This window comes from Streptomyces sp. NPDC039465 (assembly GCF_055639315.1).
This window is the reverse complement of the sequence record NZ_JBVKAP010000008.1, coordinates 207,468-230,636: the sequence shown is the minus strand read 5'-3', so window position 1 is coordinate 230,636 and position 23,169 is coordinate 207,468. Positions and strand designations below refer to the sequence as shown.

24 protein-coding genes are annotated in these 23,169 nt (G+C 71.4%); 11 read left to right on the top strand and 13 right to left on the bottom strand.

Features of this window, described 5'->3' with window-relative positions; translation table 11 throughout:
• Nucleotides 1-2: 2 nt before the first annotated feature.
• On the bottom strand, nucleotides 3-626 hold the full coding sequence (locus ACZ7LT_RS26210) for an ATP-dependent Clp protease proteolytic subunit (RefSeq protein ID WP_471238541.1): 624 nt from the start codon (nucleotides 624-626) through the stop codon (nucleotides 3-5).
• Nucleotides 627-682: 56 nt separating this feature from the next.
• Here ACZ7LT_RS26210 and ACZ7LT_RS26205 point away from each other — a divergent pair, with 56 nt between their 5' ends.
• From ACZ7LT_RS26205 to ACZ7LT_RS26170, 8 genes are all read left to right on the top strand, one after another.
• Entirely contained in the window at nucleotides 683-964 is a 282-nt protein-coding gene (locus ACZ7LT_RS26205; RefSeq protein WP_471238540.1) for a type II toxin-antitoxin system Phd/YefM family antitoxin, read from the top strand.
• Between the two features lie 190 nt (nucleotides 965-1,154).
• The gene (locus tag ACZ7LT_RS26200) at nucleotides 1,155-1,457 is read left to right on the top strand and encodes an urease subunit gamma (RefSeq protein ID WP_471238539.1); all 303 of its coding nucleotides are present in this window, start codon (nucleotides 1,155-1,157) and stop codon (nucleotides 1,455-1,457) included.
• A 16-nt stretch (nucleotides 1,458-1,473) separates the two neighbouring features.
• Nucleotides 1,474-1,785 carry an urease subunit beta gene (locus ACZ7LT_RS26195; RefSeq protein ID WP_471238538.1) on the top strand — a complete coding sequence of 104 codons (312 nt, stop codon included), beginning with the start codon at nucleotides 1,474-1,476 and terminating at the stop codon, nucleotides 1,783-1,785.
• Complete coding sequence (locus ACZ7LT_RS26190; protein ID WP_471238537.1) at nucleotides 1,778-3,499, top strand: urease subunit alpha; 1,722 nt, start codon at nucleotides 1,778-1,780, stop codon at nucleotides 3,497-3,499. Before ACZ7LT_RS26195 ends, ACZ7LT_RS26190 begins: the two co-directional genes overlap by 8 nt.
• A gap of 11 nt (nucleotides 3,500-3,510) precedes the next feature.
• Nucleotides 3,511-4,173, top strand: coding sequence for an urease accessory protein UreF (locus tag ACZ7LT_RS26185; protein ID WP_471238536.1), 663 nt, complete (start codon nucleotides 3,511-3,513; stop codon nucleotides 4,171-4,173).
• 15 nt (nucleotides 4,174-4,188) lie between these two features.
• Nucleotides 4,189-4,866, top strand: coding sequence for an urease accessory protein UreG (gene ureG, locus ACZ7LT_RS26180; RefSeq protein ID WP_471238535.1), 678 nt, complete (start codon nucleotides 4,189-4,191; stop codon nucleotides 4,864-4,866).
• Complete coding sequence (locus ACZ7LT_RS26175) at nucleotides 4,863-5,603, top strand: urease accessory protein UreD (RefSeq protein WP_471238534.1); 741 nt, start codon at nucleotides 4,863-4,865, stop codon at nucleotides 5,601-5,603. The genes ureG and ACZ7LT_RS26175 overlap by 4 nt, the downstream gene beginning before the upstream one ends.
• A gap of 127 nt (nucleotides 5,604-5,730) precedes the next feature.
• Nucleotides 5,731-7,308, top strand: a complete 1,578-nt coding sequence (locus tag ACZ7LT_RS26170) for an alpha/beta hydrolase (protein WP_471238533.1) — start codon at nucleotides 5,731-5,733, stop codon at nucleotides 7,306-7,308.
• Between the two features lie 61 nt (nucleotides 7,309-7,369).
• On the opposite strand, the gene ACZ7LT_RS26165 is transcribed toward ACZ7LT_RS26170, so the two are convergent.
• The 7 genes from ACZ7LT_RS26165 to ACZ7LT_RS26135 all read right to left on the bottom strand — a co-directional run bounded on the left by ACZ7LT_RS26165 (nucleotide 7,370) and on the right by ACZ7LT_RS26135 (nucleotide 13,760).
• On the bottom strand, nucleotides 7,370-8,407 hold the full coding sequence (locus ACZ7LT_RS26165) for an NAD-dependent epimerase/dehydratase family protein (RefSeq protein WP_471238532.1): 1,038 nt from the start codon (nucleotides 8,405-8,407) through the stop codon (nucleotides 7,370-7,372).
• 64 nt (nucleotides 8,408-8,471) lie between these two features.
• On the bottom strand, nucleotides 8,472-9,191 hold the full coding sequence (locus tag ACZ7LT_RS26160; protein ID WP_471238531.1) for a lysophospholipid acyltransferase family protein: 720 nt from the start codon (nucleotides 9,189-9,191) through the stop codon (nucleotides 8,472-8,474).
• 27 nt (nucleotides 9,192-9,218) lie between these two features.
• Nucleotides 9,219-9,413 (bottom strand): hypothetical protein, encoded by a 195-nt coding sequence (locus ACZ7LT_RS26155; protein WP_471238530.1) that lies wholly within the window; start codon nucleotides 9,411-9,413, stop codon nucleotides 9,219-9,221.
• Nucleotides 9,414-9,487: 74 nt separating this feature from the next.
• Nucleotides 9,488-10,438 (bottom strand): cytochrome c oxidase assembly protein, encoded by a 951-nt coding sequence (locus tag ACZ7LT_RS26150; RefSeq protein WP_471238529.1) that lies wholly within the window; start codon nucleotides 10,436-10,438, stop codon nucleotides 9,488-9,490.
• Nucleotides 10,439-10,571: 133 nt separating this feature from the next.
• On the bottom strand, nucleotides 10,572-11,597 hold the full coding sequence (locus tag ACZ7LT_RS26145; protein WP_019884461.1) for a 6-phosphofructokinase: 1,026 nt from the start codon (nucleotides 11,595-11,597) through the stop codon (nucleotides 10,572-10,574).
• 167 nt (nucleotides 11,598-11,764) lie between these two features.
• Nucleotides 11,765-12,493: a type 1 glutamine amidotransferase gene (locus ACZ7LT_RS26140; RefSeq protein ID WP_471238528.1), complete on the bottom strand. Its 729-nt coding sequence runs from the start codon at nucleotides 12,491-12,493 to the stop codon at nucleotides 11,765-11,767.
• 19 nt (nucleotides 12,494-12,512) lie between these two features.
• Entirely contained in the window at nucleotides 12,513-13,760 is a 1,248-nt protein-coding gene (locus tag ACZ7LT_RS26135) for a Mur ligase family protein (RefSeq protein ID WP_019884459.1), read from the bottom strand.
• A 116-nt stretch (nucleotides 13,761-13,876) separates the two neighbouring features.
• On the opposite strand from ACZ7LT_RS26135, the gene def reads away from it, so the two are divergent.
• A complete protein-coding gene (gene def, locus ACZ7LT_RS26130; RefSeq protein WP_471238527.1) occupies nucleotides 13,877-14,440 on the top strand; it encodes a peptide deformylase in 564 nt (187 codons plus the stop codon).
• 405 nt (nucleotides 14,441-14,845) lie between these two features.
• On the opposite strand, the gene ACZ7LT_RS26125 is transcribed toward def, so the two are convergent.
• Entirely contained in the window at nucleotides 14,846-15,490 is a 645-nt protein-coding gene (locus tag ACZ7LT_RS26125; protein WP_471238526.1) for a TetR/AcrR family transcriptional regulator, read from the bottom strand.
• A 152-nt stretch (nucleotides 15,491-15,642) separates the two neighbouring features.
• On the opposite strand from ACZ7LT_RS26125, the gene ACZ7LT_RS26120 reads away from it, so the two are divergent.
• Nucleotides 15,643-16,869: an acyl-CoA dehydrogenase family protein gene (locus ACZ7LT_RS26120; protein WP_471238525.1), complete on the top strand. Its 1,227-nt coding sequence runs from the start codon at nucleotides 15,643-15,645 to the stop codon at nucleotides 16,867-16,869.
• A gap of 83 nt (nucleotides 16,870-16,952) precedes the next feature.
• On the top strand, nucleotides 16,953-18,698 hold the full coding sequence (locus ACZ7LT_RS26115; protein ID WP_471238524.1) for a pentapeptide repeat-containing protein: 1,746 nt from the start codon (nucleotides 16,953-16,955) through the stop codon (nucleotides 18,696-18,698).
• Between the two features lie 29 nt (nucleotides 18,699-18,727).
• On the opposite strand, the gene ACZ7LT_RS26110 is transcribed toward ACZ7LT_RS26115, so the two are convergent.
• The 4 genes from ACZ7LT_RS26110 to ACZ7LT_RS26095 form a co-directional block, all read right to left on the bottom strand.
• Nucleotides 18,728-19,183, bottom strand: coding sequence for a VOC family protein (locus tag ACZ7LT_RS26110; RefSeq protein ID WP_471238523.1), 456 nt, complete (start codon nucleotides 19,181-19,183; stop codon nucleotides 18,728-18,730).
• A 61-nt stretch (nucleotides 19,184-19,244) separates the two neighbouring features.
• Entirely contained in the window at nucleotides 19,245-19,730 is a 486-nt protein-coding gene (locus ACZ7LT_RS26105; protein ID WP_471238522.1) for a glutathione peroxidase, read from the bottom strand.
• A gap of 42 nt (nucleotides 19,731-19,772) precedes the next feature.
• On the bottom strand, nucleotides 19,773-20,639 hold the full coding sequence (locus tag ACZ7LT_RS26100; protein ID WP_471238521.1) for an acyl-CoA thioesterase: 867 nt from the start codon (nucleotides 20,637-20,639) through the stop codon (nucleotides 19,773-19,775).
• 9 nt (nucleotides 20,640-20,648) lie between these two features.
• Nucleotides 20,649-23,162 (bottom strand): DEAD/DEAH box helicase, encoded by a 2,514-nt coding sequence (locus tag ACZ7LT_RS26095; RefSeq protein WP_471238520.1) that lies wholly within the window; start codon nucleotides 23,160-23,162, stop codon nucleotides 20,649-20,651.
• Nucleotides 23,163-23,169 lie beyond the last annotated feature (7 nt).

Below are 23,169 nucleotides of genomic sequence, written 5' to 3'. Positions count from 1 at the left end.
GCTCAGCCGATCCGGCCCGCACCGCTCGCCCCGCGGCTGCTGATGACGTGGTCCACCAGTCCATACTCCTTGGCCCGCGCCGCGTCGAAGATGGAGACCCGCTCGATGTCGGCGTCGATCCGTTCGCGGCTCTGTCCGGTGTGGCGCGTGAGCATCCCGGCGAGCTGGTCCCGCAGCCGCAGCACCTCACGGGCCTGGATCTCCAGGTCGGACGGCTGGCCCTGGACCGGTTCACCCGTCGAGGGCTGCTCGACCACCACCCGCGCCCCGGGCAGCGCCAGCCGCTTGCCGGGCGCGCCGGCCGCGAGCAGCACGGTGGCCGTCGACGCGGCCTGTCCGAGGCAGGTGGTCTCCACGTCGCAGGTGACGACCTGCATCGTGTCGTAGATCGCGGACATGGCGCTGACCGGTCCGCCCGGTGAGTTGATGTACAGCGAGATGTCCCGGTCCGGGTCGGCGTACTCGAGGTGCAGGAGCTGCGCGATCACATCGTTGGCCGAGGCCTCGTCGATCGGGGTGCCCAGGAAGACGATCCGGTTCTCCAGGAGCTTGGAGTACGGGTCGAGAGTGCGGGTGCCGAAGCTGCCGCGCTCGGTGAACTCGGGAAGTACGTGACGAAGCTGCATGGGACGCCTCTTTCTGTAAAAAATGTACAGGACGTACAGGCCGTTATGATGGGAGCATGGCCTATGAGATTCCGGTGACGCAAGCGCGGGCAGAGCTCGCCGATCTGATCAACCGCGTCGTGTACGGCGGCGAGCGCGTGGTGGTGACCCGCCACGGCAAACCGCTCGTCGCCCTGGTCTCCGCCGCTGACCTGGAACGCCTGGAGAGCGCAGGGCAGGACACCGAGGAGCAGATGATCAGCTCCGTCTCCACCGTCCGCTCGCTGACGTCCGCTCCCGGCGAACAGGGCCGCTTCGGCCTCGCGGCCAAGCACCGCGATCCCGGTGGGCCCGTGTGACGACGGCCATGGGCGCGTCCTGATGGCCATGGACGCGCAAAGCGCCAGTTAACGAGCCGGAAAAACTTCCGCCCTAACGTGCAATGTCTGACCCTGTGGGCCGTCACAGCCGATCGAAGCCCTGTCCAAGATCGGTAGGGTCCGGCTGCGTCCAGGCCTCTCGCCTGGAGGACGAGTGTGAGGTGGAAGCGTGCAACTGACCCCGCATGAGCAGGAACGCCTGCTCATCCATGTGGCCGCGGACGTCGCCGAGAAGCGCAGGGTGCGCGGGGTGCGGCTGAATCATCCCGAGGCCGTGGCCTTGATCACCTCGCACATCCTGGAGGGCGCGCGGGACGGCCGTACCGTCGCCGAGCTCATGGTCTCCGGACGCAAGGTGCTCACCCGCGACGAGGTCATGACCGGGATCCCGGAGATGATCCACGACGTCCAGGTCGAGGCCACCTTCCCGGACGGCACCAAGCTCGTCACCGTCCACGACCCGATCGTGTGAGCGGGGAGCGCCGCCGATGATCCCCGGAGAGATCCTCTACGCCGACACCCCGGTGCCCCTCAACGCGGGCCGTCCGGTCACACGTGTCACTGTCCTCAACGCCGCCGACCGGCCCGTCCAGGTCGGCTCCCACTACCACTTCGCCGAGGCCAACCCCGGCCTCCGCTTCGACCGCGCCGCCGCCCGCGGCCTGCGGCTCCACATCGCGGCCGGCACCGCGGTGCGCTTCGAACCGGGCATCCCCGTCGACGTCGAACTCGTCCCCCTGGCCGGCCGCCGGATCGTGCCGGGGCTGCGCGGGGAGACCGGAGGGCCGCTCGATGCCTGAGCTGAACCGGGCCGTGTACGCGGATCTGTTCGGCCCCACCACCGGGGACCGGATCCGGCTCGCCGACACCGACCTGCTCGTCGAGATCGAGGAGGACCGCTGCGGCGGCCCCGGCCGCGCGGGCGACGAGGCGGTGTTCGGCGGCGGCAAGGTGATCCGCGAGTCGATGGGCCAGTCCCGCACCACCCGGGCCGAGGGCGCGCCGGACACCGTGATCACCGGCGCCGTGGTCCTTGACCACTGGGGTGTCGTCAAGGCCGACATCGGCATCCGGGACGGCCGGATCACCGCCCTCGGCAAGGCCGGCAACCCCGACACCATGGACGGGGTCCACCCCGGTCTGGTCATCGGCCCCGAGACCGAGGTCGTCGTCGGCAACGGCCGGATCCTCACCGCCGGCGGCATCGACACCCACATCCACTTCATCTCGCCGACCGTCGTCGACGAGGCCCTCGCCTCGGGCATCACCACCCTGGTCGGCGGCGGCACCGGACCCGCCGAAGGCACCAAGGCCACCACCATCACCCCCGGTCCCTGGCACCTCGCCCGAATGTTCGAGGCGCTGGAGGCGTACCCGGTCAACATCGGACTGCTCGGCAAGGGCAACACGATGTCCCGCGAGGCCATGCACTCCCAACTGCGCGGCGGCGCCCTCGGCTTCAAGATCCACGAGGACTGGGGGGCGACCCCGGCCGTCATCGACGCCTGCCTCGGCGTCTGCGACGAGACCGGTGCCCAGCTCGCCATCCACACCGACACCCTGAACGAGGCCGGGTTCGTCGGCGACACCCTCGCCGCGATCGGCGGCCGGACGATCCACGCGTACCACACCGAGGGCGCGGGCGGCGGGCACGCCCCGGACATCATCACCGTGGTCTCGGAGCCGTACGTACTGCCCAGCTCCACCAACCCAACCCGGCCGCACACCGTCAACACCATCGAGGAACACCTCGACATGCTGATGGTCTGCCACCACCTCAACCCCGCCGTCCCCGAGGACCTGGCCTTCGCCGAGTCCCGGATCCGGCCCTCCACGATCGCCGCCGAGGACCACCTCCACGACCTCGGAGCCATCTCCATCATCTCCTCCGACTCCCAGGCGATGGGGCGGGTGGGGGAGGTGATCCTGCGGACCTGGCAGACCGCGCATGTCATGAAGCGTCGGCGCGGCGCCCTGCCCGGCGACGGCCGCGCCGACAACCGCCGTGCGCGCCGCTACGTCGCCAAGTACACGATCAACCCGGCCGTCGCCCAGGGCCTGGACCACGAGGTCGGCTCCGTCGAGCCGGGGAAGCTCGCGGACCTGGTGCTGTGGGAGCCCGCCTTCTTCGGGGTGAAGCCGCTGGTCGTCCTCAAGGGCGGCCAGATCGCCTACGCGCAGATGGGCGACGCCAACGCCTCCATCCCCACCCCCCAGCCCGTACTGCCCCGGCCGATGTTCGGCGCGCTCGGCCGGGCCCCGGCCGCGAACTCCCTCAACTTCGTCTCGCACGCGGCGATCGAGGACGATCTGCCCGACCGGCTCGGCCTCGGCAAATCCTTCGTCCCGATCACGAGCACCCGCAGGGTCACCAAGGCCGACATGCGGGAGAACGACGCCCTGCCCCGGGTCGAGGTCGACGCCGACACGTTCACCGTGACCATCGACGGCACTCCCGTCGAGCCGGACCCGGCGGTCGAACTGCCCATGGCCCAGCGGTACTTCCTCTTCTGACGATGGCCGCGATGAGACGTTCCGCACTCCTCGTGCTCGCCGACGGGCGTTTCCCCGCCGGCGGGCACGCCCACTCCGGCGGCGCCGAGGCCGCCGTCAAGGCCGGCCGGATCACCGACGCCGCCGGCCTCGCCGCGTTCTGCCGGGGCCGTCTGCACACCACCGGCCTCACCTCGGCGGCCCTCGCCGCCGCGGCCGCGCTCGCACACGACCCGTTCGAGCTCGACGCGGCCGCCGACGCCCGCACGCCCTCGCCCGCCCTGCGCACCGCGGCCCGCAAGCTCGGCCGGCAGATGATGCGGGCGGCGCGGGCGACCTGGCCCTGTGCCGAACTCGACGCGCTGGCGGCCGCGTTCCCGCGCGGCGCCCATCAGCCCGTCGTCCTCGGCGTCGCCGCCCGGGCCGCGGGACTCGGCCCCGAGGACGCCGCGCACTGCGTCGTGTACGAGACGGTGTCCGGCCCCGCGTCGGCCGCCGTACGCCTCCTCAGCCTGGACCCGTTCGAGGCCACCGCCGTCCTCGCCCGGCTCGCGCCCGAGATGGACCAGGTCGCCGAGCGGGCCGCGTCCGCCGCCCGCGAAGGCGTCGACCACCTGCCCGCCGCCTCGGCGCCCCTGCTCGACATCACCGCCGAGCAGCATGCCGCCTGGCCCGTCCGCCTCTTCGCCTCCTAACCCACCAGGAGAACCATGCACCTCAGCGACTCCCACGACGGCCCGTCCGCCGTGTCCGCCGACGCCCACCGCCCCGACGGCACCCGCCGCGCGCTGCGCGTCGGCCTCGGCGGCCCCGTCGGCTCCGGCAAGACCGCCACCGTCGCCGCCCTCTGCCGCGCCCTGCGCGACCGGCTCTCCATCGCCGTCGTCACCAACGACATCTACACCCGCGAGGACGCCGAATTCCTGCTGCGCAACGCCGTCCTGCCGCCCGAGCGCATCCAGGCCGTGGAGACCGGCGCCTGCCCGCACACCGCCATCCGCGACGACATCTCCGCCAACCTCGAAGCCGTCGAGGACCTGGAGGACGCCGTCGGCCCGCTCGACCTCATCCTGGTCGAGTCCGGCGGCGACAACCTGACCGCCACCTTCTCCAAGGGCCTCGTCGACGCGCAGATCTTCGTCATCGACGTGGCCGGCGGCGACGACATCCCGCGCAAGGGCGGGCCCGGCGTCACCACCGCCGACCTGCTCGTCGTCAACAAGACCGACCTCGCGCCGTACGTCGGCTCCGACCTGGAGCGGATGGCCCGCGACGCCAAGGAACAGCGCGGCGACCTCCCCGTCGTCTTCACCTCCCTCACCGGCCCGGACGGCGTCGCCCCGGTCGCCGACTGGATCCGCGCACGCCTCGCCGACTGGGCCGCATGAGCCTGACCGCCACCGCCAGGATCGCCGCGGCCGAGGACGGGAGCCTGCCCGTCCTGGAGAGCGACGGGCCGCTCGCCCTGCGCCGCACCCGTACCACCGGCCCCGGCGCCCGAGTCACCGTCGTCGGGGCGATGAGCGCCCCTCTCGGCGGCGACCGGCTGGCCCTGGAGGCCGACGTACGGGACGGGGCGTGGCTCCTCGTCGACGCGGCCGCGGCCACCGTCGCCCTGCCGGGCCGCACCCCCGCGCCCGCCCACTACGACGTCCGCCTCACCGTCGGTGCGGACGCCGAACTGCACTGGCTGCCCGAGCAGCTCATCTCCGCGTACGGCTCCCAGCTGTACATGCGCACGACCGTCCAGCTCGCCGCCACCGCACGGCTCGTCCTGCGCGAGGAGCAGATCCTCGGACGGCACGGCGAGGAAACCGGGACGCTCACCACCCGGCTCACCGTCCACCGCTCCGGAGCGCCGCTGCTCGACCAGGAGCTCGGCTACGGGCCGGGCGCGCCAGGGGGCTGGGACGGCGGGGCGGTCCTCGGCGGGCACCGCGCCGTCGGGCAACTCCTGCTCGTCGACCCGGACATGATCGACAAACCCGCTGAACCCCGGCTTCTCGGCGAAACCGCCGTCCTCACCCCGCTCGCCGGCCCCGCCGTGCTCGTCACCGCCCTCGCCCCCGACGCGCGTCTGCTGAGGCGGATCCTGGACCGGGCGCTGGACGACCTCACCGGCTGACCGCTCAGCGAACTGCCCGTACCGGTTATGGGTTCGGTAAAGAAACGCCTGTCCTCCCTGGCCGTGGCTGCCCGTCAGACGAAAGGATCCCCCTCGGACTCGACCGAACAGCAGGGGGAGTATCTACGTGAGACGAACAGCAGCGCTCGGCACGGCCGGTGCCGTGGTGGCGGGCACGCTCTTCGCGGGCGCGATCGCGGCGCCCACCGCCGGCGCCGACAGCCGGCAGAGCGGGTCGTCAGAGGCGCGCGGCGTCAAGATCGCCGCGGAGCGCGCCGCCAAGAAGGGCATCGACTGGGCCGACTGCCCGGCCGACTGGGGCCTCGCCAAGCCGATCCAGTGCGGCTTCGTGACCGTGCCGCTCGACTACGCGCGGCCGAACGGCAAGCAGATATCCATAGCCGTCGACCGCATCGGCAACACCGGCACCGCGGCCGAGCGCCAGGGCGCCCTCATCTACAACCCCGGCGGCCCCGGCGGTTCGGGTCTGCGCTTCCCGGCCCGGGTCACCGGCAAGAACCCGCTCTGGGTCAACACCGCCAAGGCGTACGACTTCGTGGGCTTCGACCCGCGTGGTGTCGGCCGCTCGACCCCCATCTCCTGCGTCGACCCGCAGGAGTTCGTCAAGGCGCCCAAGCTCGACCCGGTCCCGGACAGCGAGGCCGACAAGCGCGCCCAGCGCAAGCTCGCCGCCGAGTACGCGGACGGCTGCGCCGAGCGCAGCGGCTGGATGCTGCCGCACATGACGACCCCGAACACCGCCCGCGACCTGGACGTCGTCCGCGCCGCCCTCGGCGAGAAGAAGCTCAACTTCCTCGGCGTCTCCTACGGCACCTACCTCGGCGCGGTCTACGCGACCCTCTTCCCGGGCCACGTCCGCCGCATGGTCGTCGACAGCGTCGTCAACCCGTCCCGCGAGAAGATCTGGTACCAGGCCAACCTCGACCAGGACGTCGCCTTCCAGATGCGCTGGAACGACTGGAAGGCGTGGGTCGCCAAGAACGACGCCACCTTCCACATCGGCGACACCCCCGAGAAGGTCGAGGCGCAGTGGCTGAAGCTGCGCGCCACCGCCAAGCAGAACCCCATCGGCGGTGTCGTCGGCCCGGCCGAGCTCATCGGCTTCTTCCAGGGCGCCCCCTACTACGACTCCTCCTGGGTGCCGGTCGCCCAGACCTGGAGCAAGTACCTCGCCGGTGACACCCAGGCCCTCGTCGACGCGGCGGGCCCGGACATGACCGACACCGCGGGCAACATCCGCGCGGAGAACGGCAACGCCGTCTACACCGCCGTCGAGTGCGCGGACGCCAAGTGGCCCACCAGCTGGAAGAAGTGGGACCGGGACAACACCCGCCTCCACCGCGACAACCCCTTCCTGACCTGGTCCAACGCCTGGATGAACCTGCCGTGCGCCACCTGGCCGGCCAAGCAGCACACCCCGGTCGACGTGAAGACCGGCAAGGGCCTGCCGCCGGTCCTCATCGTGCAGGCCGAGCGTGACGCCGCCACCCCGTACGAGGGCGCCGTCGAGCTGCACAAGCGCCTCAAGGGCTCGCGTCTGATCGTCGAGAAGGACGCCGGCTCGCACGGCGTCACCGGCGTCACCAACCCCTGCGTCAACCAGCGGGTGGACGCCTACCTGCTGACCGGCGCGGTGGACAGCGCCGATGTGACGTGCGCCCCGCACGCCACGCCCAAGCCGTAGCACGACGGCACGGGGGAGGGGCGGCCGGACACCACCGGCCGCCCCTCCTCGCCGCTCGGGCTCAGCCCCGCTCCGCCAGCCAGGCGTCCTCCGCGGCGTACGGGAACCACTCCTCCTCGTACTTCACCAGGTTGGGGAACACCTCCCGCCAGTCCCGTCCGGCGAGGGTTCCGGCGAGCCATTCCACCGTGGCGGGCAGCGCGTCCGCGTAGGTGGTGACGGGCCGGTACCCGAGCTCCCGCTCCGCGGCCGCCATGTCGTAGACGACCGGATGCACCCCGCTCCAGGGCGTCAGCCCGACCCCGCCGGGCGGCGGCGCGCCCTCCACCAGGACCGTCTCGCTCTTCACCCCGAGGGTCGCGTCGACCCCGGCGGAGATCTCCGCGACCGTCGGCACGTCCGGATCGCCCGCGTTGAGCACCCGGGCACCAGGCCGCTCGGCCGCCAACCGGATCAGCTCCGCGAGATTGCCGACATGGACCGGATGGAACCGGGACCGGCCGCCGTACGCCAGCACCCGCACCGGACGCCCCTCCAGCGCCCGTCGCACGAAGTACAGCTCCCGCGGCGAGCGGCAGTGCCGCCCATGGATCGCACCCGCCCGCAGCAGCGTCGTCGGCAGACGCTCGCCCAGCGCCAGCAACTCCCGCTCCAGCGCCACCTTCCGCGTCCCGTACGTCGACCCGCCCGGCTCGACCGTCGTCTGCGACTCCGGGATCGGCACCGGATAGCGCGGAAAGCCGTCCGGCTCGTCCTGCGTGTCGAAGCTGCGCCCCCGCTCGTCCCGGTACACCGCCCCGCTGGAGATCACCACCGCGGAACCGATCCGCCCGGCCAGCGCGCCCAGCTGCCGCGCGTGCCCGGCGCCGTACGCCACCGCGTCGACCAGCACGTCGCACCCGTCACCGACCAGCGTCGCGAGGGCGCCTTCCTCGTCCCGGTCGAGCGCCACCGCACGCACCCCGTCCGGCCAGCTCTCGTCCCGCCCTCCGCCGCGCGACGCGGCGGTCACCTCCCAGCCATCCGCGGCCAGCGCGGCCACCGCCGCCCGGCCGATCTGCCCTGTCGCTCCGACAACACACACGTTTCCCCTGGTCATGGCCGGGACGCTACGCCCGCCCCACCCCCGCGCCCAGACCGTTCAGCCGAGCGCGGATCCGCCGTCAGCGTCGCCGCCACGGGAACTTTCCGTTCTGCCGGGCCTGTTCGGCCTCGGCGGCCTTCACCTTCGCGGCGTAGTCGTCCACGTACTCCTGCCCGGACAGCGCCAGGATCTCGTACATGATCTCGTCCGTCACCGCGCGGACCACGGCCTTCTCGTGCTCCATCCCGGCGTACCGGGAGAAGTCCAGCGGCGCGCCGAACCGGATCGTGACCCGCTTGACCTTCGGCACCACCTTGCCCGGCGGCTGGATCTCGAACGTCCCCACCATCGCGCACGGAATCACCGGCACGCCCGCCGTCAGCGCCATCACCGCGACCCCGACCTTGCCCTTGTAGAGCCGGCCGTCGTGCGAACGGGTGCCCTCCGGGTAGATGCCCAGCAGCTCACCCCTGGCGAGCACCCCGAGCCCCTCCCGGATCGCCGCCCGGCCCGCCTCCTTGCCGGAGCGGTCCACCGGGATCTGCCCCGCGCTGCGGAAGAACGCGGCCGTCAGCCGGCCCTTGAGCCCCGGTCCGGTGAAGTACTCCTGCTTGGCAAGGAACGTGATCCTCCGCTTGAGTACGACCGGCATCAGGAAGTGGTCCGAGAAGGAGAGATGGTTCCCGGCGACGATCGCCGCGCCCTGCTCCGGGACGTGCTCCAGGCCCTCGATCCGGGGCCGGAACAGCAGCCGCAGCAGCGGCCCCAGAAGGACGTACTTGAGCAGCTGGTAGAACACGGGCGCCCCCTGACTCGGCCGGGCCGGTCAGGTCCGCCCCGGACGGCCACCGGCGCCCGGTCCCGTACCCGTATTCGTCGCCGCCACACCGACCGTGACCAGTGCGAGCACCACCAGGCCGAACCAGAGCCAGCCGTTGCTGCCGAGCGCCACCGTGTACGCGGTGGTCATCACCAGCACACAGATGGTGATCACACCCATGATCTTCGTGGAACCGGACATCACTGTCCTCCTCCGGACGCGGCCGTCGAGCCCATGGTGACTCCGCGACGGGGCCGCGCGCTACTGGCGGGACATCACCGGCCGCGCGCCTGGAGCGACGCGAGGTAGGCGTTGTACGCCTCCAGCTCCTTGTCGCCGTCCCGGTCGGCGGCCCGGTCCGCGCGCTTGGCGACCCGCTGCTCGGAGCGATACCACTGGTAGACCAGCGCGATCAGCACCAGCACCGACGGGATCTCACTGAACGCCCAGGCGATACCGCCCGCCGCGTTCTGGTCGGAGAGCGCGTCGATGCCGAGCGAGGCCGGCGGATTCTCGTACGCCTTGATCATCGGCTCGGTGGCCATCATCAGCGCGATACCGAAGAAGGCGTGGAACGGCATCCCGGCGAAGAGCTCCAGCATCCGCATCACGTACCCGGGACGGTGCGGGCCCGGGTCGACGCCCATGATCGGCCAGAAGAAGATCAGACCGACCATGAGGAAGTGCACCATCATCGCGATGTGTCCCGTCTTCGACCCCATCAGGAAGTCGAAGAGCGGTGTGAAGTAGAGCGCGTAAAGGCTCGCGATGAACATCGGGATGGTGAACGCCGGATGCGTGATGATCCGCAGGTAGCGGCTGTGCAGCAGCATCAGCAGCAGCTCACGCGGCCCCTTGGTGCCGCGGCCCGCCACCGGCAGCGCGCGCAGCGCCAGCGTCACCGGCGCGCCGAGCAGCAGCAGGATCGGCGAGACCATGCTGATGATCATGTGCTGCACCATGTGCACGCTGAACATGACCATGCCGTAGTCGTTGAGCTTGGTGCACATCACCAGCGCGATGCTCAGCACGCCGATCGCGAACGCGATCACCCGGCCCAGCGGCCAGGCGTCCCCGCGCCGCCGCAGCCGCGCCACGCCCAAGCCGTACAGACCGAGCCCCACGAGACAGGCGACCAGGAAGAACAGGTCCGGTGAGAACTCGAGCCCCCGCCCCAGCGTGAACGGCGGCAGGTCCATGTTCATGCCGTGCCCGCTGTGATCCATCTGTGTACTCCCGGGGGCGTCCTGATTCGTGCCAGTTGTCCGCACCAGACTAGAACCGCCCCCGGCCGTCGCTGCGGCCGGGGGCGGTTCGTTCACGATGCAACCGACGTCGCGGACGACGTCGGGGCCGACCTCACAGGACGCACTCGGCCTCGGCGTACCGCTCGGACGGCACGGTCTTCAGGGTCTCGACGGCCTCGGCGAGCGGCACCAGCGTGATGTCCGTGCCCCGCAGCGCGGTCATCATCCCGAAGGCGCCGTTGTGCGCCGCCTCGACGGCGTGCCAGCCGAACCGGGTCGCGAGGACACGGTCGTACGCGGTCGGGGTGCCGCCGCGCTGCACATGGCCGAGGATGACGGGCCGGGCCTCCTTGCCGAGGCGCTGCTCCAGCTCGATCGACAGCTGCCGGGCGACGCCGGCGAAGCGCTCGTGGCCGTAGATGTCCTTGCCGCCCTCGTCGAACTCCATCGACCCCGCGCGCGGCTTGGCGCCCTCGGCGACCACGACGATCGCGAACCGCTTGCCGGCCTCGAACCGCGCGCCGACCCGGGCGGTCAGCTCGTCGATGTCGAAGGGCCGCTCGGGCACGACGATCGCGTGGGCGCCGGCGGCCATGCCCGAGTGCAGCGCGATCCAGCCGGTGTGGCGGCCCATGACCTCGACGATCAGCACCCGCTGGTGGGACTCGGCGGTGGTCTTCAGCCGGTCCAGGGCCTCGGTGGCGACGCCGACGGCGGTGTCGAAGCCGAAGGTCACATCGGTCGAGGCGATGTCGTTGTCGATGGTCTTCGGCACGCCGACGATCGGCAGACCGGCCTCGGAGAGCAGATGGGCGGCCTTGAGGGTGCCCTCGCCGCCGATCGGGATGATCGCGTCCAGGCCGAGGTCGGCGACATGGCCCCTGGCCCGCTCGACACCGTCGCGCAGATGCGCGGGCTGGACCCGGGAGGAGCCCAGGATGGTGCCGCCACGGGCGAGGATGCCGGCCACCGCGTCCAGGTCGAGCTTGCGGTAGTCGCCCTCCAGGAGGCCCTTCCACCCGTCGTGGAAACCCACGACCTCGTCGCCGTGGTCGACGACCGCGCGGTGCACGACGGAACGGATGACGGCGTTCAGACCGGGGCAGTCGCCGCCGGAAGTGAGCACACCAATGCGCATAGCCCGAAATACCTTTGCAACGTGGGCCGACTCCCGGACCACGTCGTCCGGTTGGATCCCCGCCACCCTATCGGTGCCGGATGGCGGGGCCGAACCGTCTGTCCGACTACTGGACGACCTTCGTAGGAACGAACAGGACGTCCGTACGAGCCGGGTCGGGCGCCGGGTCAGGCAGGGGTGAGCGCGGCGTTGATCCGCTCGGTGCGCAGCGCCTCGTACCACCGGTCGTCGGTCGGCGGCAGTGCGTTCACATCGAGGGCCAGCTTGAGCAGCAGGTCCGCGATCTGCGGGTTGCGGGCCATGACGGGGCCGTGCATGTACGTGCCGAACACGGTGTCGTTGTACGCGCCCTCGGTGCCGTCGCCGGTGCCGTTGCCCTTGCCGATCACCGTACGGGCGAAGGGGCGGGCGGTCGGGCCGAGGTGGGTGATGCCCTGGTGGTTCTCGAACCCGGTGAGCTGGGGCAGGCCCAGGCGCGGGTCGATGTCCGCGAGGACGTCACCGACGCACCGCTCGCCCTCGCCGCGGGTGGAGATCACGTCGATCAGTCCGAGGCCCGGCTCGCGCTCGCCGAGGTCGTTGATGAACTCGTGGCCGAGGATCTGGTACCCGGCGCAGACCGAGAAGATGATCGCGCCGTTCTCGGCGGCGCGGCTCAGACCGCCGTCACGGCGCAACCGCTCGGCGGCGAGCCGCTGCGGCCGGTCCTCGCCGCCGCCGATCAGATAGATGTCGCCGGAGGTCGGCACCGGCTGGTCGCTGCGGACGTCGACGCGCTGGACGTCGAGGCCGCGCTGACGGGCCCGGCGCTCGACGACGAGGGCGTTGCCCTGGTCGCCGTAGGTGCTCAGCAGGTCGGGGTAGACCCAGACCAGACGCAGGCTGCTCTCACTCATGCTGCAAGTCCTCTTCGGGTCAGTTGCCGACGCGGCGGCGGACGTCCTGGAAGGCGGTGTAGTTGGCGATCAGCTCGATCTGGCCGGGCGGGGCGGACTGCACGGCCTCGTCGATGGAGTCGACGACCTGGAAGTCCAGGCCCGCGACCTCCAGGCGGACCGCCAGGTCCAGCTTGCGGTCACCGATGACGTAGATCGGGTGGCCGGCGAGCCGGGTGTAGTCGACGTCCCAGAGCCAGGAGGTGTCCGTGCCGTCGGCGCCGCGGGCGTTGACCGAGAGGATCACCGGCGTCGGCGGCGGGTCGATCAGGGAAAACGTTTCGAGCCAGCCCGCCGGGTTCTTGGCGAGCAGGAGCCGCAGCTCACGGCCCTGGAAGGAGACGACGTCGTAGCGCCCGGCGACGGCCTGCACCTGGTACATGCGCTCGAGGGCGACCTGCGGCGGCACCCCGAAGACCGCGGCGACCGCGGCGGAGGTGGCGGCGTTGGCCTTGTTGGCGCGGCCCGGCAGCTGGAGGTGGATCGGCCAGGCCGATCCGTGCGGGTCCAGGACGTGGTCGCCGCTGAGCACCCAGCTCGGGGAGGGGCGGCGGAAGCCGCACTCGCCGCAGAACCAGTCGTCGCCGGGGCGCTGCATCACACCACCGCAGGAGGGGCACGACCAGGCGTCGTCCTTCCACTCCTGGCCGGCGGCCACCCACACCACGTTCGGCGAGGAGGAGGCGGCCCACACGATCAGCGGGTCGTCGGCGTTGGCGATCACCACGGCCTTGGTGCCGTTGAGGCCCTCGCGCCACTTCTCGGCGAGCATCCGGGTCTCGGCGGCGCGGTCGAGCTGGTCGCGGGAGAGGTTGAGCAGCGCGATCGCCTTCGGCGTGACGTCCCGGGCGACCCCGGCGAGGTACTTCTCGTCGACCTCGATGACACCGAACTTGGCGTCCGAGCCGCCCGCGAGCGCGGACGTGATACCGGCGGGCATGTTGGCGCCGAGCGCGTTCGAGACGACCGGGCCGCTGGCGCGCAGCGCCTCGGCGATCAGCCGGGTGGTGGTGGTCTTGCCGTTGGTCGCCGACACCAGGACGACGTCCAGATGCTGGGCGAGCCGCCCCAGCAGGTCGGGGTCGAGCTTGAGCGCCACCCGGCCGCCGATCACGGATCCGCTGCCGCGTCCCGCGGCGCGCGACACCGCCGCCGCGGCCTTGCCCGCCGTCACGGCCAGCTTGGCGCGTGGCGACAGCGGCTCTGAATTGCCGGGGTGTCCAGCCATCGTCCTTGTTCCTCCTTGCGTCGGTCCGGGCTCAGCCTATCGAGATCAGGCCAGGGCCCCGAATCGCGGCACCACCGGGAAACTTCCAGGTCACGGCGGACCGTACGCTTGCCGCCATGCGAAACCGCCCGATCCCCGGCAGTTCCGGCCTTGTTCGAGCCATGAGTCTGCTCGGCGACCCGGTGCTGCACGCCCCCTGTGAGACCGTCACCGATTTCGGCCCGTCGCTCAAACGCCTGGTCGAGGACATGTTCGCGACGATGTATGCGGCGAACGGCGTCGGCCTCGCCGCCAATCAGGTGGGCGTGGGCCTGCGGGTCTTCGTCTTCGACTGCCCGGACGACGAGGACGTACGGCATCTGGGCCATGTGGTGAACCCGCGCCTGGTCGAGGCCGACGACGTCGTGGTCCGCGGCCCCGAGGGCTGCCTGTCCCTGCCGGGCATCGAGGCGGGCACCCCGCGCTTCGACCGCGCGGTCGTCGAGGGCGTGACGACGGACGGCGCCCCGGTCCGCATCGAGGGCACGGGCTTCTTCGCCCGCTGCCTCCAGCACGAATGCGACCACCTGGAGGGCACGGTCTACGTCGACCACCTCACCGGCTGGCGCCGCGCGAAGGCACTGCGAGCGGCGAGGAAGGCACCGTGGGCGAGGGGGCCGGGGTCGGCCGACCGGATGTGAGGCGCCGGGGCGCCTCTGGCGGGGCAGCGGCCCGAGCGCCCCGGGCAGCGGCCGAGGTGGGCCCTGCGGGGCCCGTTCCTCCGGCCGGGAGGGGGCGGCGCGGCGGCCCGGACCGGAGCGGCTGTTCGTGGCCCGCGGGCGGCGGCACGCGCTCGCCCGGGTGCCGGGGCGTCCGTCGGCGCGGCGGGATGTCGGGCTTGTAGCTCCGGCCTGGGGCGGCTTCGGGTAGTGGGGCGGGGCGGGCTTGGCGGCTCGTCGAGTCGTGCGTGGCCCGCGGGCGGAGGCCCGCGCTCGCCCGGGCGCCCGCCGGCGTGGCGGTCTGCCGGGCTCGTCGCTCCGGCCTGGGGCGGCTTCGGGTAGTGGGGGTTGCCGGGCGCAGCTCGCGCCGGGCGCGCCTCGCGGCGGTCAGAAGCCCGGGCCGTCCACGCGGTCGGTGGCCTCGGCGAGTCTGCCCCACAGGAGTTCCGCCAGGCCGCGGACCAATTCGGTGCGGGAGCAGGGGCGTTCGCCCAGCCACCAGTCGCCGGCCGCGTGCATCATGCCGACGATGCCGTGGCCCCACACCCGCGCCAGCGCCTCGCTGCCGGGGCCGAGGTCGATGCGCTCGGCGATGACCACGCCCAGCTCCTCGCCCATGCGCCGCAGGAGCGGCGCGGAGTGGCGGCCCACGTCGAAGCCGGGGCCGTCCTGCTGGGTCTCCTCCGCAGGGTGCATCAGGAAGCGGTACACCTGCGGGCGGGCCTCGATCGCGGCGAGGTACGTGTCGAGCGTCGCCTCGACGCGTTCGCGCCGGTCCGCGGGCGCGTCCAGCGCGGTGCGCAGCGCCGCGAGCAGGGCGTCGGTGTGGCGCTGGGCGAGCGCGCGGTAGAGGCCGCCCTTGTCGCCGAAGTGGCGGTAGAGGATCGGCTTGGTGATGCCCGCCTCCGCCGCGATCGCGTTCATCGAGGCCTTGGGGCCGTCCCGGAGCACCACGCGGTCCGCCGCTTCGAGCAGTTCCCGGCGCCGTTCCTGCGCCGATTTCTGCTGGTCGGTCCGGTGTGTGGTGTCCATAGCGTCTCTCCCCGCCCGTGCGAATTCCTGAGGCCTGCGCAACGTAACACCAAGGCGGCACCCGGTGCCGGTCGGGCCGATGCCGGTTGACATCTGCTACTTACCGGTAACAGACTGCGGTTACCGCAAGTAACGCACTGCTGGAGGGGACTATGGCCGAGTTCACGCTCGAACTCAACGACGACCAGAAGCAGGTCCGTGACTGGTTGCACGGATTCGCCGAGGACGTGATCCGCCCCGCCGCCGCGGAGTGGGACGAGCGTGAGGAGACCCCCTGGCCGGTCATCCAGGAAGCCGCCAAGGTCGGCATCTACTCCCTCGACTTCTATGCCCAGCAGTTCTTCGACCCCACGGGCCTCGGCATCCCGATGGCGATGGAGGAACTCTTCTGGGGCGACGCGGGCATCGCCCTGTCCATCGTCGGCACCGGCCTCGCCGCCGTCGGTGTTCTCGCCAACGGCACCGAGGAGCAGATCGGCACCTGGATCCCGCAGATGTACGGCGACGCCGACGACGTCAAGCTCGCCGCGTTCTGCTCCTCCGAGCCCGACGCCGGTTCCGACGTCGCCTCGATGCGGACCCGCGCCGTCTACGACGAGGCCAAGGACGAATGGGTCCTCAACGGCACCAAGACCTGGGCCACCAACGGCGGTATCGCCGACGTCCATGTCGTCGTCGCCGTCGTCGACCCCGAGCTCGGCTCCAGGGGCCACGCCTCCTTCATCGTCCCGCCGGGGACCCCCGGCCTGTCCCAGGGCCAGAAGTTCAAGAAGCACGGCATCCGGGCCTCGCACACCGCCGAGGTCGTCCTCGAGGACGTCCGCGTCCCTGGCCACTGCCTCCTCGGCGGCAAGGAGAAGCTCGACGAGCGCCTCGCCCGCGCCCGGGAGAAGGCGAAGGCGGGCGGCGACCGGGTGAAGAACGCCGCGATGGCCACCTTCGAGGCCTCCCGCCCGGCCGTCGGCGCGATGGCCGTCGGCACCGCCCGCGCCGCGTACGAGGTCGCCCTCGACTACGCCAGGACCCGCGAGCAGTTCGGCCGCCCGATCGTCGACAACCAGGGCGTCGCCTTCCAGCTCGCCGACATGCGCACCCAGATCGACGCCGCCCGCCTGCTGGTCTGGCGCGCCTCCTGGATGGCGACCGCAGGCAAGCCGTTCACCTCGGCCGAGGGCTCGATGTCCAAGCTGTACGCCAGCGAGGTCGCCAAGAAGGTCACGGCGCAGGCGATCCAGATCCTGGGCGGCAACGGCTACACACGCGAGTACCCGGTCGAGCGCATGCACCGCGACGCGGCGATTTACACCATCTTCGAAGGCACCAGCGAGATCCAGCGACTGGTCATCGCCCGCACCCTCTCGGGCATGCCGATCCGCTGACGGGCCGTACGGACCAGGGCAGTTGCCGACCGGAGTACGGAAGGAGGGGGAACCCCGCGGAGCCCTGCGGCGTTCCTCGCGATGTGGCTCTCGCTTCCCCCTCCCCGTCCTCGTCTCCCGTACGCTCCTCCCTGTCCCGTGCGCCCGCCTGGACGCCCTGCGGGCAGGACGCCCCGCCCGGCTCGGCGCGGGCCGGCTGCCGGGGGCGGCGTGTGGCGGGCGCGGAGAGCTGCCTGGCCCATCTGGAGCCCGCGGAGCGCCGTCGCCAGCTCCAGCGGCTCCGCCCGGGGGAGCCCCTGGACCTGCGGGGCACCGTCTTCACCGAGGAACTGCTGGAGGAGCTCCTCGACGCACTGACCGACCCGGAGACGGCTGCCCCGAGGCTGGGCGCCGCCCACTTCGAGGAGGCCATCTTCCAGGGCACGGCCTCCTTCGGCACGGTCACCTTCGGCGGGCCCGCGGACTTCCGCGGCGCCGTGTTCGAGGGAGACGCCGACTTCGCCCGCGCCGTCTTCGAGGACGAAGTCTCCTTCGGCTGGGCCGAGTTCCGGGCGGGAGCCGTCTTCCGGCACACCACCTTCGAGGACGGGGCGGGATTCGCGGAGGCGGACTTCTCCCGGTCCGCCGAGTTCCGCGCCGCACGCTTCGCGGCGCAGGCCTACTTCTCCGGGACTGTCTTCCATAAGGGCGCCGTCTTCGCCGAGGCGGCCTTCGAGGCCACCGCGATCCTCGGACCCCTCGTCTGCGGGGGGACACTCAGCCTCGTGCAGACCGTGTTCGGCGCGCCCGTCACCGTCGAGATCGCCGCCGACCGCATCGTGTGCCGCCGTACCCGCTTCGAGGCGACCGCCACCCTGCGCCTGCGCTACGCCCGTCTCGACCTCGGCGACGCCGTTCTCACCCAGCCCGTCGCCGTCCTCGGACTGCCGGGACCGCTCGGCCCCGCCCACCGGTCCCTCGACGAATCCCTGCTCAGCGGCGGCGACCCGGCGGTGAGCGTGACCACCGTCCGCGGGGTCGACTGCGCCCTGCTCTCGCTCATAGACGTCGACCTGAGCCAGTGCCATTTCGTCGGCGCCTTCCACCTCGACCAGCTGCGCCTGGAAGGCCGCTGGACCTTCTCCTACCCGCCCTCACACCGCTCCTGGCGCCGTGGCGTCCCCTTCCACTGGGCGCAGCGGCAGGTCCTGGAGGAGGAGCGGCTGTGGCGTGCCCTGCCGAGCCGGCCGGCCACCCTGCGCGCGGGCTGGGGCAGCCCGCCGCCCGATCCGAACGACGTGCCGGGACTCGCCAGTCTCACCGTCGTCTACCGCCAGCTCCGCAAGGCCCGCGAGGACGCCAAGGACGAACCCGGAGCGGCCGACTTCTACTACGGCGAGATGGAGATGCGCCGGCACAGCCACCGCAGCTGGACCTACATGGAACGCTGGCTGCTCCAGGCGTACTGGCTGCTCTCCGGATACGGACTGCGCGCCTCGCGGGCGCTCGGCTGGCTGGCGCTGGCCATGGTGACGACGATCCTGCTGATGATGGCGGTGGGACTGCCGCAGGAGTCACCGAAGCAGCGGGCCACCGGCACCGTCCCCGCCGGAGGCGGGACCGCCACCTTCGAGATCGACAAGAGCAAGCCCCGCAACCCGACCCACGACCGCTTCACGGCCGAACGCTTCGACAAGGCGCTCACCGTCACCCTCAACTCGGTGGTGTTCCGCTCCAGCGGCCAGGACCTGACGACCACCGGCGGCTATGTCGAAATGGTCTCCCGCATCACCGAACCGGTGCTCCTGGGCCTGGCCGTCCTCGCGATCCGCAGCCGGGTCAAGCGCTGAGCCCCCCGCACGCCAGGCGCCCGCAGGCCCTACGCCACGCAGAACTCGTTGCCCTCCGGGTCCTGGAGCACCACCCCGTAGTAGTCCATGTCCTCCGGGGCCATCACCCGCAGCACGCTCGCGCCCGCGTCGGTGAGCAGCGCGACCTTGCGGTCGACCCGCTCCCGGCGCGTGGCGAGCGGCACCTCCCGCCCGCCGCTCACCTTCAGGTCCAGATGCACCCGGTTCTTCACGGACTTGGGCTCGGGAACCTCCTGGAACCAGATCCGCGGGCCCGTCCCCGCCGGGTCCACGATCGACTCCGGGGTCTCGCCCACCCCCTCGGGCAGCTCCTCCTCGGGCACGCCCATGGCGGACCAGTACGCCCGCCAGGTGGCATGGCCGCCCGGCGCCGGCTCGGGCACATAGCCCAGCGCCGGCGCCCAGAACTCCACGAGCCTGCGCGGGTCGGCGCAGTCGATGGTCAGCTGAAGTGTCGTCTCCATGGACCGAGCGTCCCAGACGCCACTGACAACGCGCGGCCGGCGAACGGCCGGAGCGCGGCGGTCAGGCGCCCAGGAGGGCCTCGATCGCCGCGACGACCTCCGGCGCCTCGGGCTCCGTACGCGGCCGGAAGCGGGTCACCTCACCGGAGGGCGAGATGAGGAACTTCTCGAAGTTCCACTGCACGTCACCGGCCTCGCCGTCGGCGTCCGCGACCCGCGTCAGCTCCCCGTACAGCGGATGCCGGTCCGCGCCGTTCACCTCGGTCTTCTCCAGGAGCGGGAACGTCACTCCGTACGTCGCCGAGCAGAACGTCTGGATCTCGTCCGCACTGCCCGGCTCCTGCCCGGCGAACTGGTTGCACGGCACGCCGAGGACGGTGAAGCCGCGCTCCCCGTACTGCTGCTGCAGCCGCTCCAGGCCCGCGTACTGCGGGGTGAGACCGCACTTGGAGGCGACGTTGACCAGCAGGACCGCCTTGTCCTTGTAGTCGGACAGGGTGGTCGGCTCGCCGGTCAGGGTGCGCAGGGGGATGTCGTACAGGGTCATCGGGTCTCCTCGTCGATAAGGCGATCAGCAGCCTGGGTCAGCCTAGGCCAGGCTGCGGAACAGACCCTCCTGGACCACGGAGACCAGCAGCCGCCCCTCGCGGTCGTAGATCCTGCCCCGGGCGAGCCCCCGGCCGCCCGTCGCGATCGGCGACTCCTGGTCGTACAGGAACCATTCGTCCGCGCGGAAGGGCCGGTGGAACCACATCGCGTGGTCCAGGGAGGCCATGTCGAAGCCTCGCGGGCCCCAGAGCGGCTCGACGGGGATCCGTACCGCGTCGAGCAGGGTCATGTCGGAGGCGTACGTCAGCGCGCAGGTGTGCACCAGCGGGTCGTCGCCGAGCGGACCCACCGCCCGCATCCACACCGCGCTGCGCGGGTCCGCGTCCTTGACCTCGTCCTTCGTCCAGCGCAGCCGGTCCACATAGCGGATGTCGAACGGCTGGCGGCGGGCCATCCGCTCCAGCGCCTCGGGCAGCGCGCCCAGGTGGTCGCGGATCTCGTCCGCGAGCTTCGGCAGGGTCTCCGGGTCCGTCATGTGGCGCGGTGGCAGCTGGTGCTCGAAACCGGCCTCCTCCGGCAGGTGGAAGGAGGCGGTGAGGTTGAAGATCGTGCGGCCCTGCTGGATCGCGGTGACCCGGCGGGTGGTGAAGGAGCGGCCGTCCCGGACCCGCTCGACCTGGTAGACGATCGGGACACCGGGGCGCCCCGGCCGCAGGAAGTAGGCGTGCAGCGAGTGCACCGGCCGGTCGCCCTCGGTGGTGCGGCCGGCCGCCACCAGGGCCTGGCCGGCCACCTGCCCGCCGAAGACCCGCTGGAGTGACTCCTGCGGGCTGGCGCCACGGAAGATGTTCACCTCGATCTGCTCCAGATCGAGCAGATCCACGAGTCGTTCGGCGGGACTGGTCACACGTACTCCTCAGAGCTGGCCGACAGAGGTCACGCGGACCACGGCCCGCCCCTCCTCGTCGGAGGCCGCGAGATCCACCTCCGCGCTGATGCCCCAGTCATGGTCGCCGTTCGGGTCGGCGAACGTCTGCCGGACGCGCCACAGACCGTGCGCCGGGTCCTCCTCGATCGACAGCAGCTTGGGGCCGCGCGCGTCCGGCCCGGTGCCGAGGTCGTCGTACTCGTCCCAGTACGCGTCCATCGCCTCACCCCACGCCTCCTCGTCCCAGCCGGACTCGGCGTCCAGCTCGCCGAGCTGGGCGACCTGATCGAGGGCGGCGAGCTCGACCCGGCGGAACATGGCGTTGCGCACCAGCACCCGGAACGCGCGGGCGTTCGCGGTGACCGGCTTGACCTGGTCGGCCTTCTCCTGGGCCTCCTCGGCGGTCTCCAGCTCCGGATTGGCCAGCTGCTCCCACTCGTCGAGGAGGGAGGAGTCGACCTGGCGGACCATCTCGCCCAGCCAGGCGATCAGATCCTCCAGGTCCTCCGTCTTCAGATCGTCCGGGATGGTGTGGTCGAGGGCCTTGTAGGCGCCGGCGAGATAGCGGAGCACGATGCCCTCGGTGCGGGCCAGCTCGTACCAGGAGGTGAACTCCGTGAACGACAGCGCCCGTTCGTACATGTCACGGATGACGGACTTCGGCGAGACCGGGTGGTCGCCGACCCACGGGTGCGAGGTGCGGTAGGTGTTGTACGCGTGCCACAGCAGCTCTTCGAGCGGCTTGGGGTACGAGATGTCCTGGAGCCGCTCCATCCGCTCCTCGTACTCGATCCCGTCGGCCTTCATCTGTCCGACCGCCTCGCCGCGCGCCTTGTTCTGCTGGGCGGCGAGGATCTGGCGCGGGTCGTCGAGGGTCGACTCGACGACGGAGACCATGTCGAGCGCGTACGAGGGCGACTCGGGGTCGAGCAGGTCGAAGGCGGCCAGCGCGAAGGTCGACAGCGGCTGGTTGAGCGCGAAGTCCTGCTGGAGGTCGACGGTGAGCCGGATGGTGCGGCCCTCGGCGTCCGGGGTCTCCAGCTGCTCGACCACGCCGCCCGCCAGCAGCGAGCGGTAGATGGCGATGGCCCGCCGGATGTGCCGCAGCTGCTGCTTGCGCGGCTCGTGGTTGTCCTCCAGGAGCTTGCGCATCGCCTCGAAGGCGTTGCCCGGCCGGGCGATCACCGACAGCAGCATGATGTTGGTGACCTTGAACCGCGAGGTCAGCGGCTCGGGCTCGGAGGCGATCAGCTTCTCGAAGGTCGACTCGCTCCAGGCGACGAAACCCTCCGGGGCCTTCTTGCGGACCACCTTGCGGCGCTTCTTGGGATCGTCCCCGGCCTTGGCGAGCGCCTTCTCGTTCTCGATGACGTGCTCGGGCGCTTGGGCGACCACCAGACCGGCCGTGTCGAAGCCGGCCCGCCCCGCGCGCCCGGCGATCTGGTGGAACTCGCGGGCACGCAGCGTACGGACACGGTTGCCGTCGTACTTGGTGAGCGCCGTGAACAGAACCGTACGAATCGGGACGTTCACCCCGACGCCGAGGGTGTCGGTACCGCAGATCACCTTCAGCAGACCCGCCTGGGCGAGCTTCTCGACCAGCCGCCGGTACTTCGGCAGCATGCCCGCGTGGTGGACGCCGATGCCGTGCCGCACGAACCGCGAGAGGTTCTGACCGAACTTGGTGGTGAAGCGGAAGTTGCCGATCAGCTCGGCGATCTTGTCCTTCTCCTCGCGCGAGCACATGTTGATGCTCATCAGCGACTGCGCCCGCTCGACCGCCTGCGCCTGAGTGAAGTGGACGATGTAGACCGGCGCCTGCTTGGTCTCCAGGAGCTCGGTCAGCGTCTCGGTGATCGGCGTCATCTCGTACTCGTACGAGAGCGGCACCGGCCGGGTCGCCGAGCGGACCACCGAGGTGGGCCGGCCCGTGCGGCGGGTCAGATCCTTCTCGAACATGGAGACGTCGCCGAGCGTCGCCGACATCAGCACGAACTGTGCCTGCGGCAGCTCAAGGAGCGGGATCTGCCAGGCCCAGCCGCGGTCCGGCTCGGCGTAGAAGTGGAACTCGTCCATCACGACCTGGCCGATGTCGGCGTGCTTGCCGTCGCGCAGCGCGATCGAGGCGAGGACCTCGGCGGTGCAGCAGATCACCGGCGCGTCGGCGTTCACGGACGCGTCGCCGGTCAGCATGCCGACGTTCTCCGTACCGAAGAGCTTGCACAGGTCGAAGAACTTCTCCGACACCAGCGCCTTGATCGGCGCGGTGTAGAAGGTCACCTGGTCATTGGCGAGCGCGGTGAAGTGCGCACCCGCCGCGACCAGGCTCTTTCCCGATCCGGTGGGTGTGGACAAGATCACGTTCGCCCCGGAGACCACCTCGATCAGCGCCTCCTCCTGGGCGGGGTAGAGCGTGATGCCGCGCTCCTCGGCCCATGAGGAGAAAGCCTCGAAGAGGGCATCGGGGTCGGCATCCGGCGGCAGCTGATCGATAAGGGTCACGCCCCCA

Coding starts and splice junctions, on each gene's coding strand:
- ACZ7LT_RS26210 (WP_471238541.1), bottom strand. CDS start 626: ATGCAGCTTCGTCACGTACTTCCCGAGTTCACCGAGCGCGGCAGCTTC.
- ACZ7LT_RS26205 (WP_471238540.1), top strand. CDS start 683: ATGGCCTATGAGATTCCGGTGACGCAAGCGCGGGCAGAGCTCGCCGAT.
- ACZ7LT_RS26195 (WP_471238538.1), top strand. CDS start 1,474: ATGATCCCCGGAGAGATCCTCTACGCCGACACCCCGGTGCCCCTCAAC.
- ACZ7LT_RS26190 (WP_471238537.1), top strand. CDS start 1,778: ATGCCTGAGCTGAACCGGGCCGTGTACGCGGATCTGTTCGGCCCCACC.
- ACZ7LT_RS26185 (WP_471238536.1), top strand. CDS start 3,511: ATGAGACGTTCCGCACTCCTCGTGCTCGCCGACGGGCGTTTCCCCGCC.
- ureG (WP_471238535.1), top strand. CDS start 4,189: ATGCACCTCAGCGACTCCCACGACGGCCCGTCCGCCGTGTCCGCCGAC.
- ACZ7LT_RS26175 (WP_471238534.1), top strand. CDS start 4,863: ATGAGCCTGACCGCCACCGCCAGGATCGCCGCGGCCGAGGACGGGAGC.
- ACZ7LT_RS26165 (WP_471238532.1), bottom strand. CDS start 8,407: ATGACCAGGGGAAACGTGTGTGTTGTCGGAGCGACAGGGCAGATCGGC.
- ACZ7LT_RS26155 (WP_471238530.1), bottom strand. CDS start 9,413: ATGTCCGGTTCCACGAAGATCATGGGTGTGATCACCATCTGTGTGCTG.
- ACZ7LT_RS26150 (WP_471238529.1), bottom strand. CDS start 10,438: ATGGATCACAGCGGGCACGGCATGAACATGGACCTGCCGCCGTTCACG.
- ACZ7LT_RS26145 (WP_019884461.1), bottom strand. CDS start 11,597: ATGCGCATTGGTGTGCTCACTTCCGGCGGCGACTGCCCCGGTCTGAAC.
- ACZ7LT_RS26140 (WP_471238528.1), bottom strand. CDS start 12,493: ATGAGTGAGAGCAGCCTGCGTCTGGTCTGGGTCTACCCCGACCTGCTG.
- ACZ7LT_RS26135 (WP_019884459.1), bottom strand. CDS start 13,760: ATGGCTGGACACCCCGGCAATTCAGAGCCGCTGTCGCCACGCGCCAAG.
- def (WP_471238527.1), top strand. CDS start 13,877: ATGCGAAACCGCCCGATCCCCGGCAGTTCCGGCCTTGTTCGAGCCATG.
- ACZ7LT_RS26125 (WP_471238526.1), bottom strand. CDS start 15,490: ATGGACACCACACACCGGACCGACCAGCAGAAATCGGCGCAGGAACGG.
- ACZ7LT_RS26120 (WP_471238525.1), top strand. CDS start 15,643: ATGGCCGAGTTCACGCTCGAACTCAACGACGACCAGAAGCAGGTCCGT.
- ACZ7LT_RS26110 (WP_471238523.1), bottom strand. CDS start 19,183: ATGGAGACGACACTTCAGCTGACCATCGACTGCGCCGACCCGCGCAGG.
- ACZ7LT_RS26105 (WP_471238522.1), bottom strand. CDS start 19,730: ATGACCCTGTACGACATCCCCCTGCGCACCCTGACCGGCGAGCCGACC.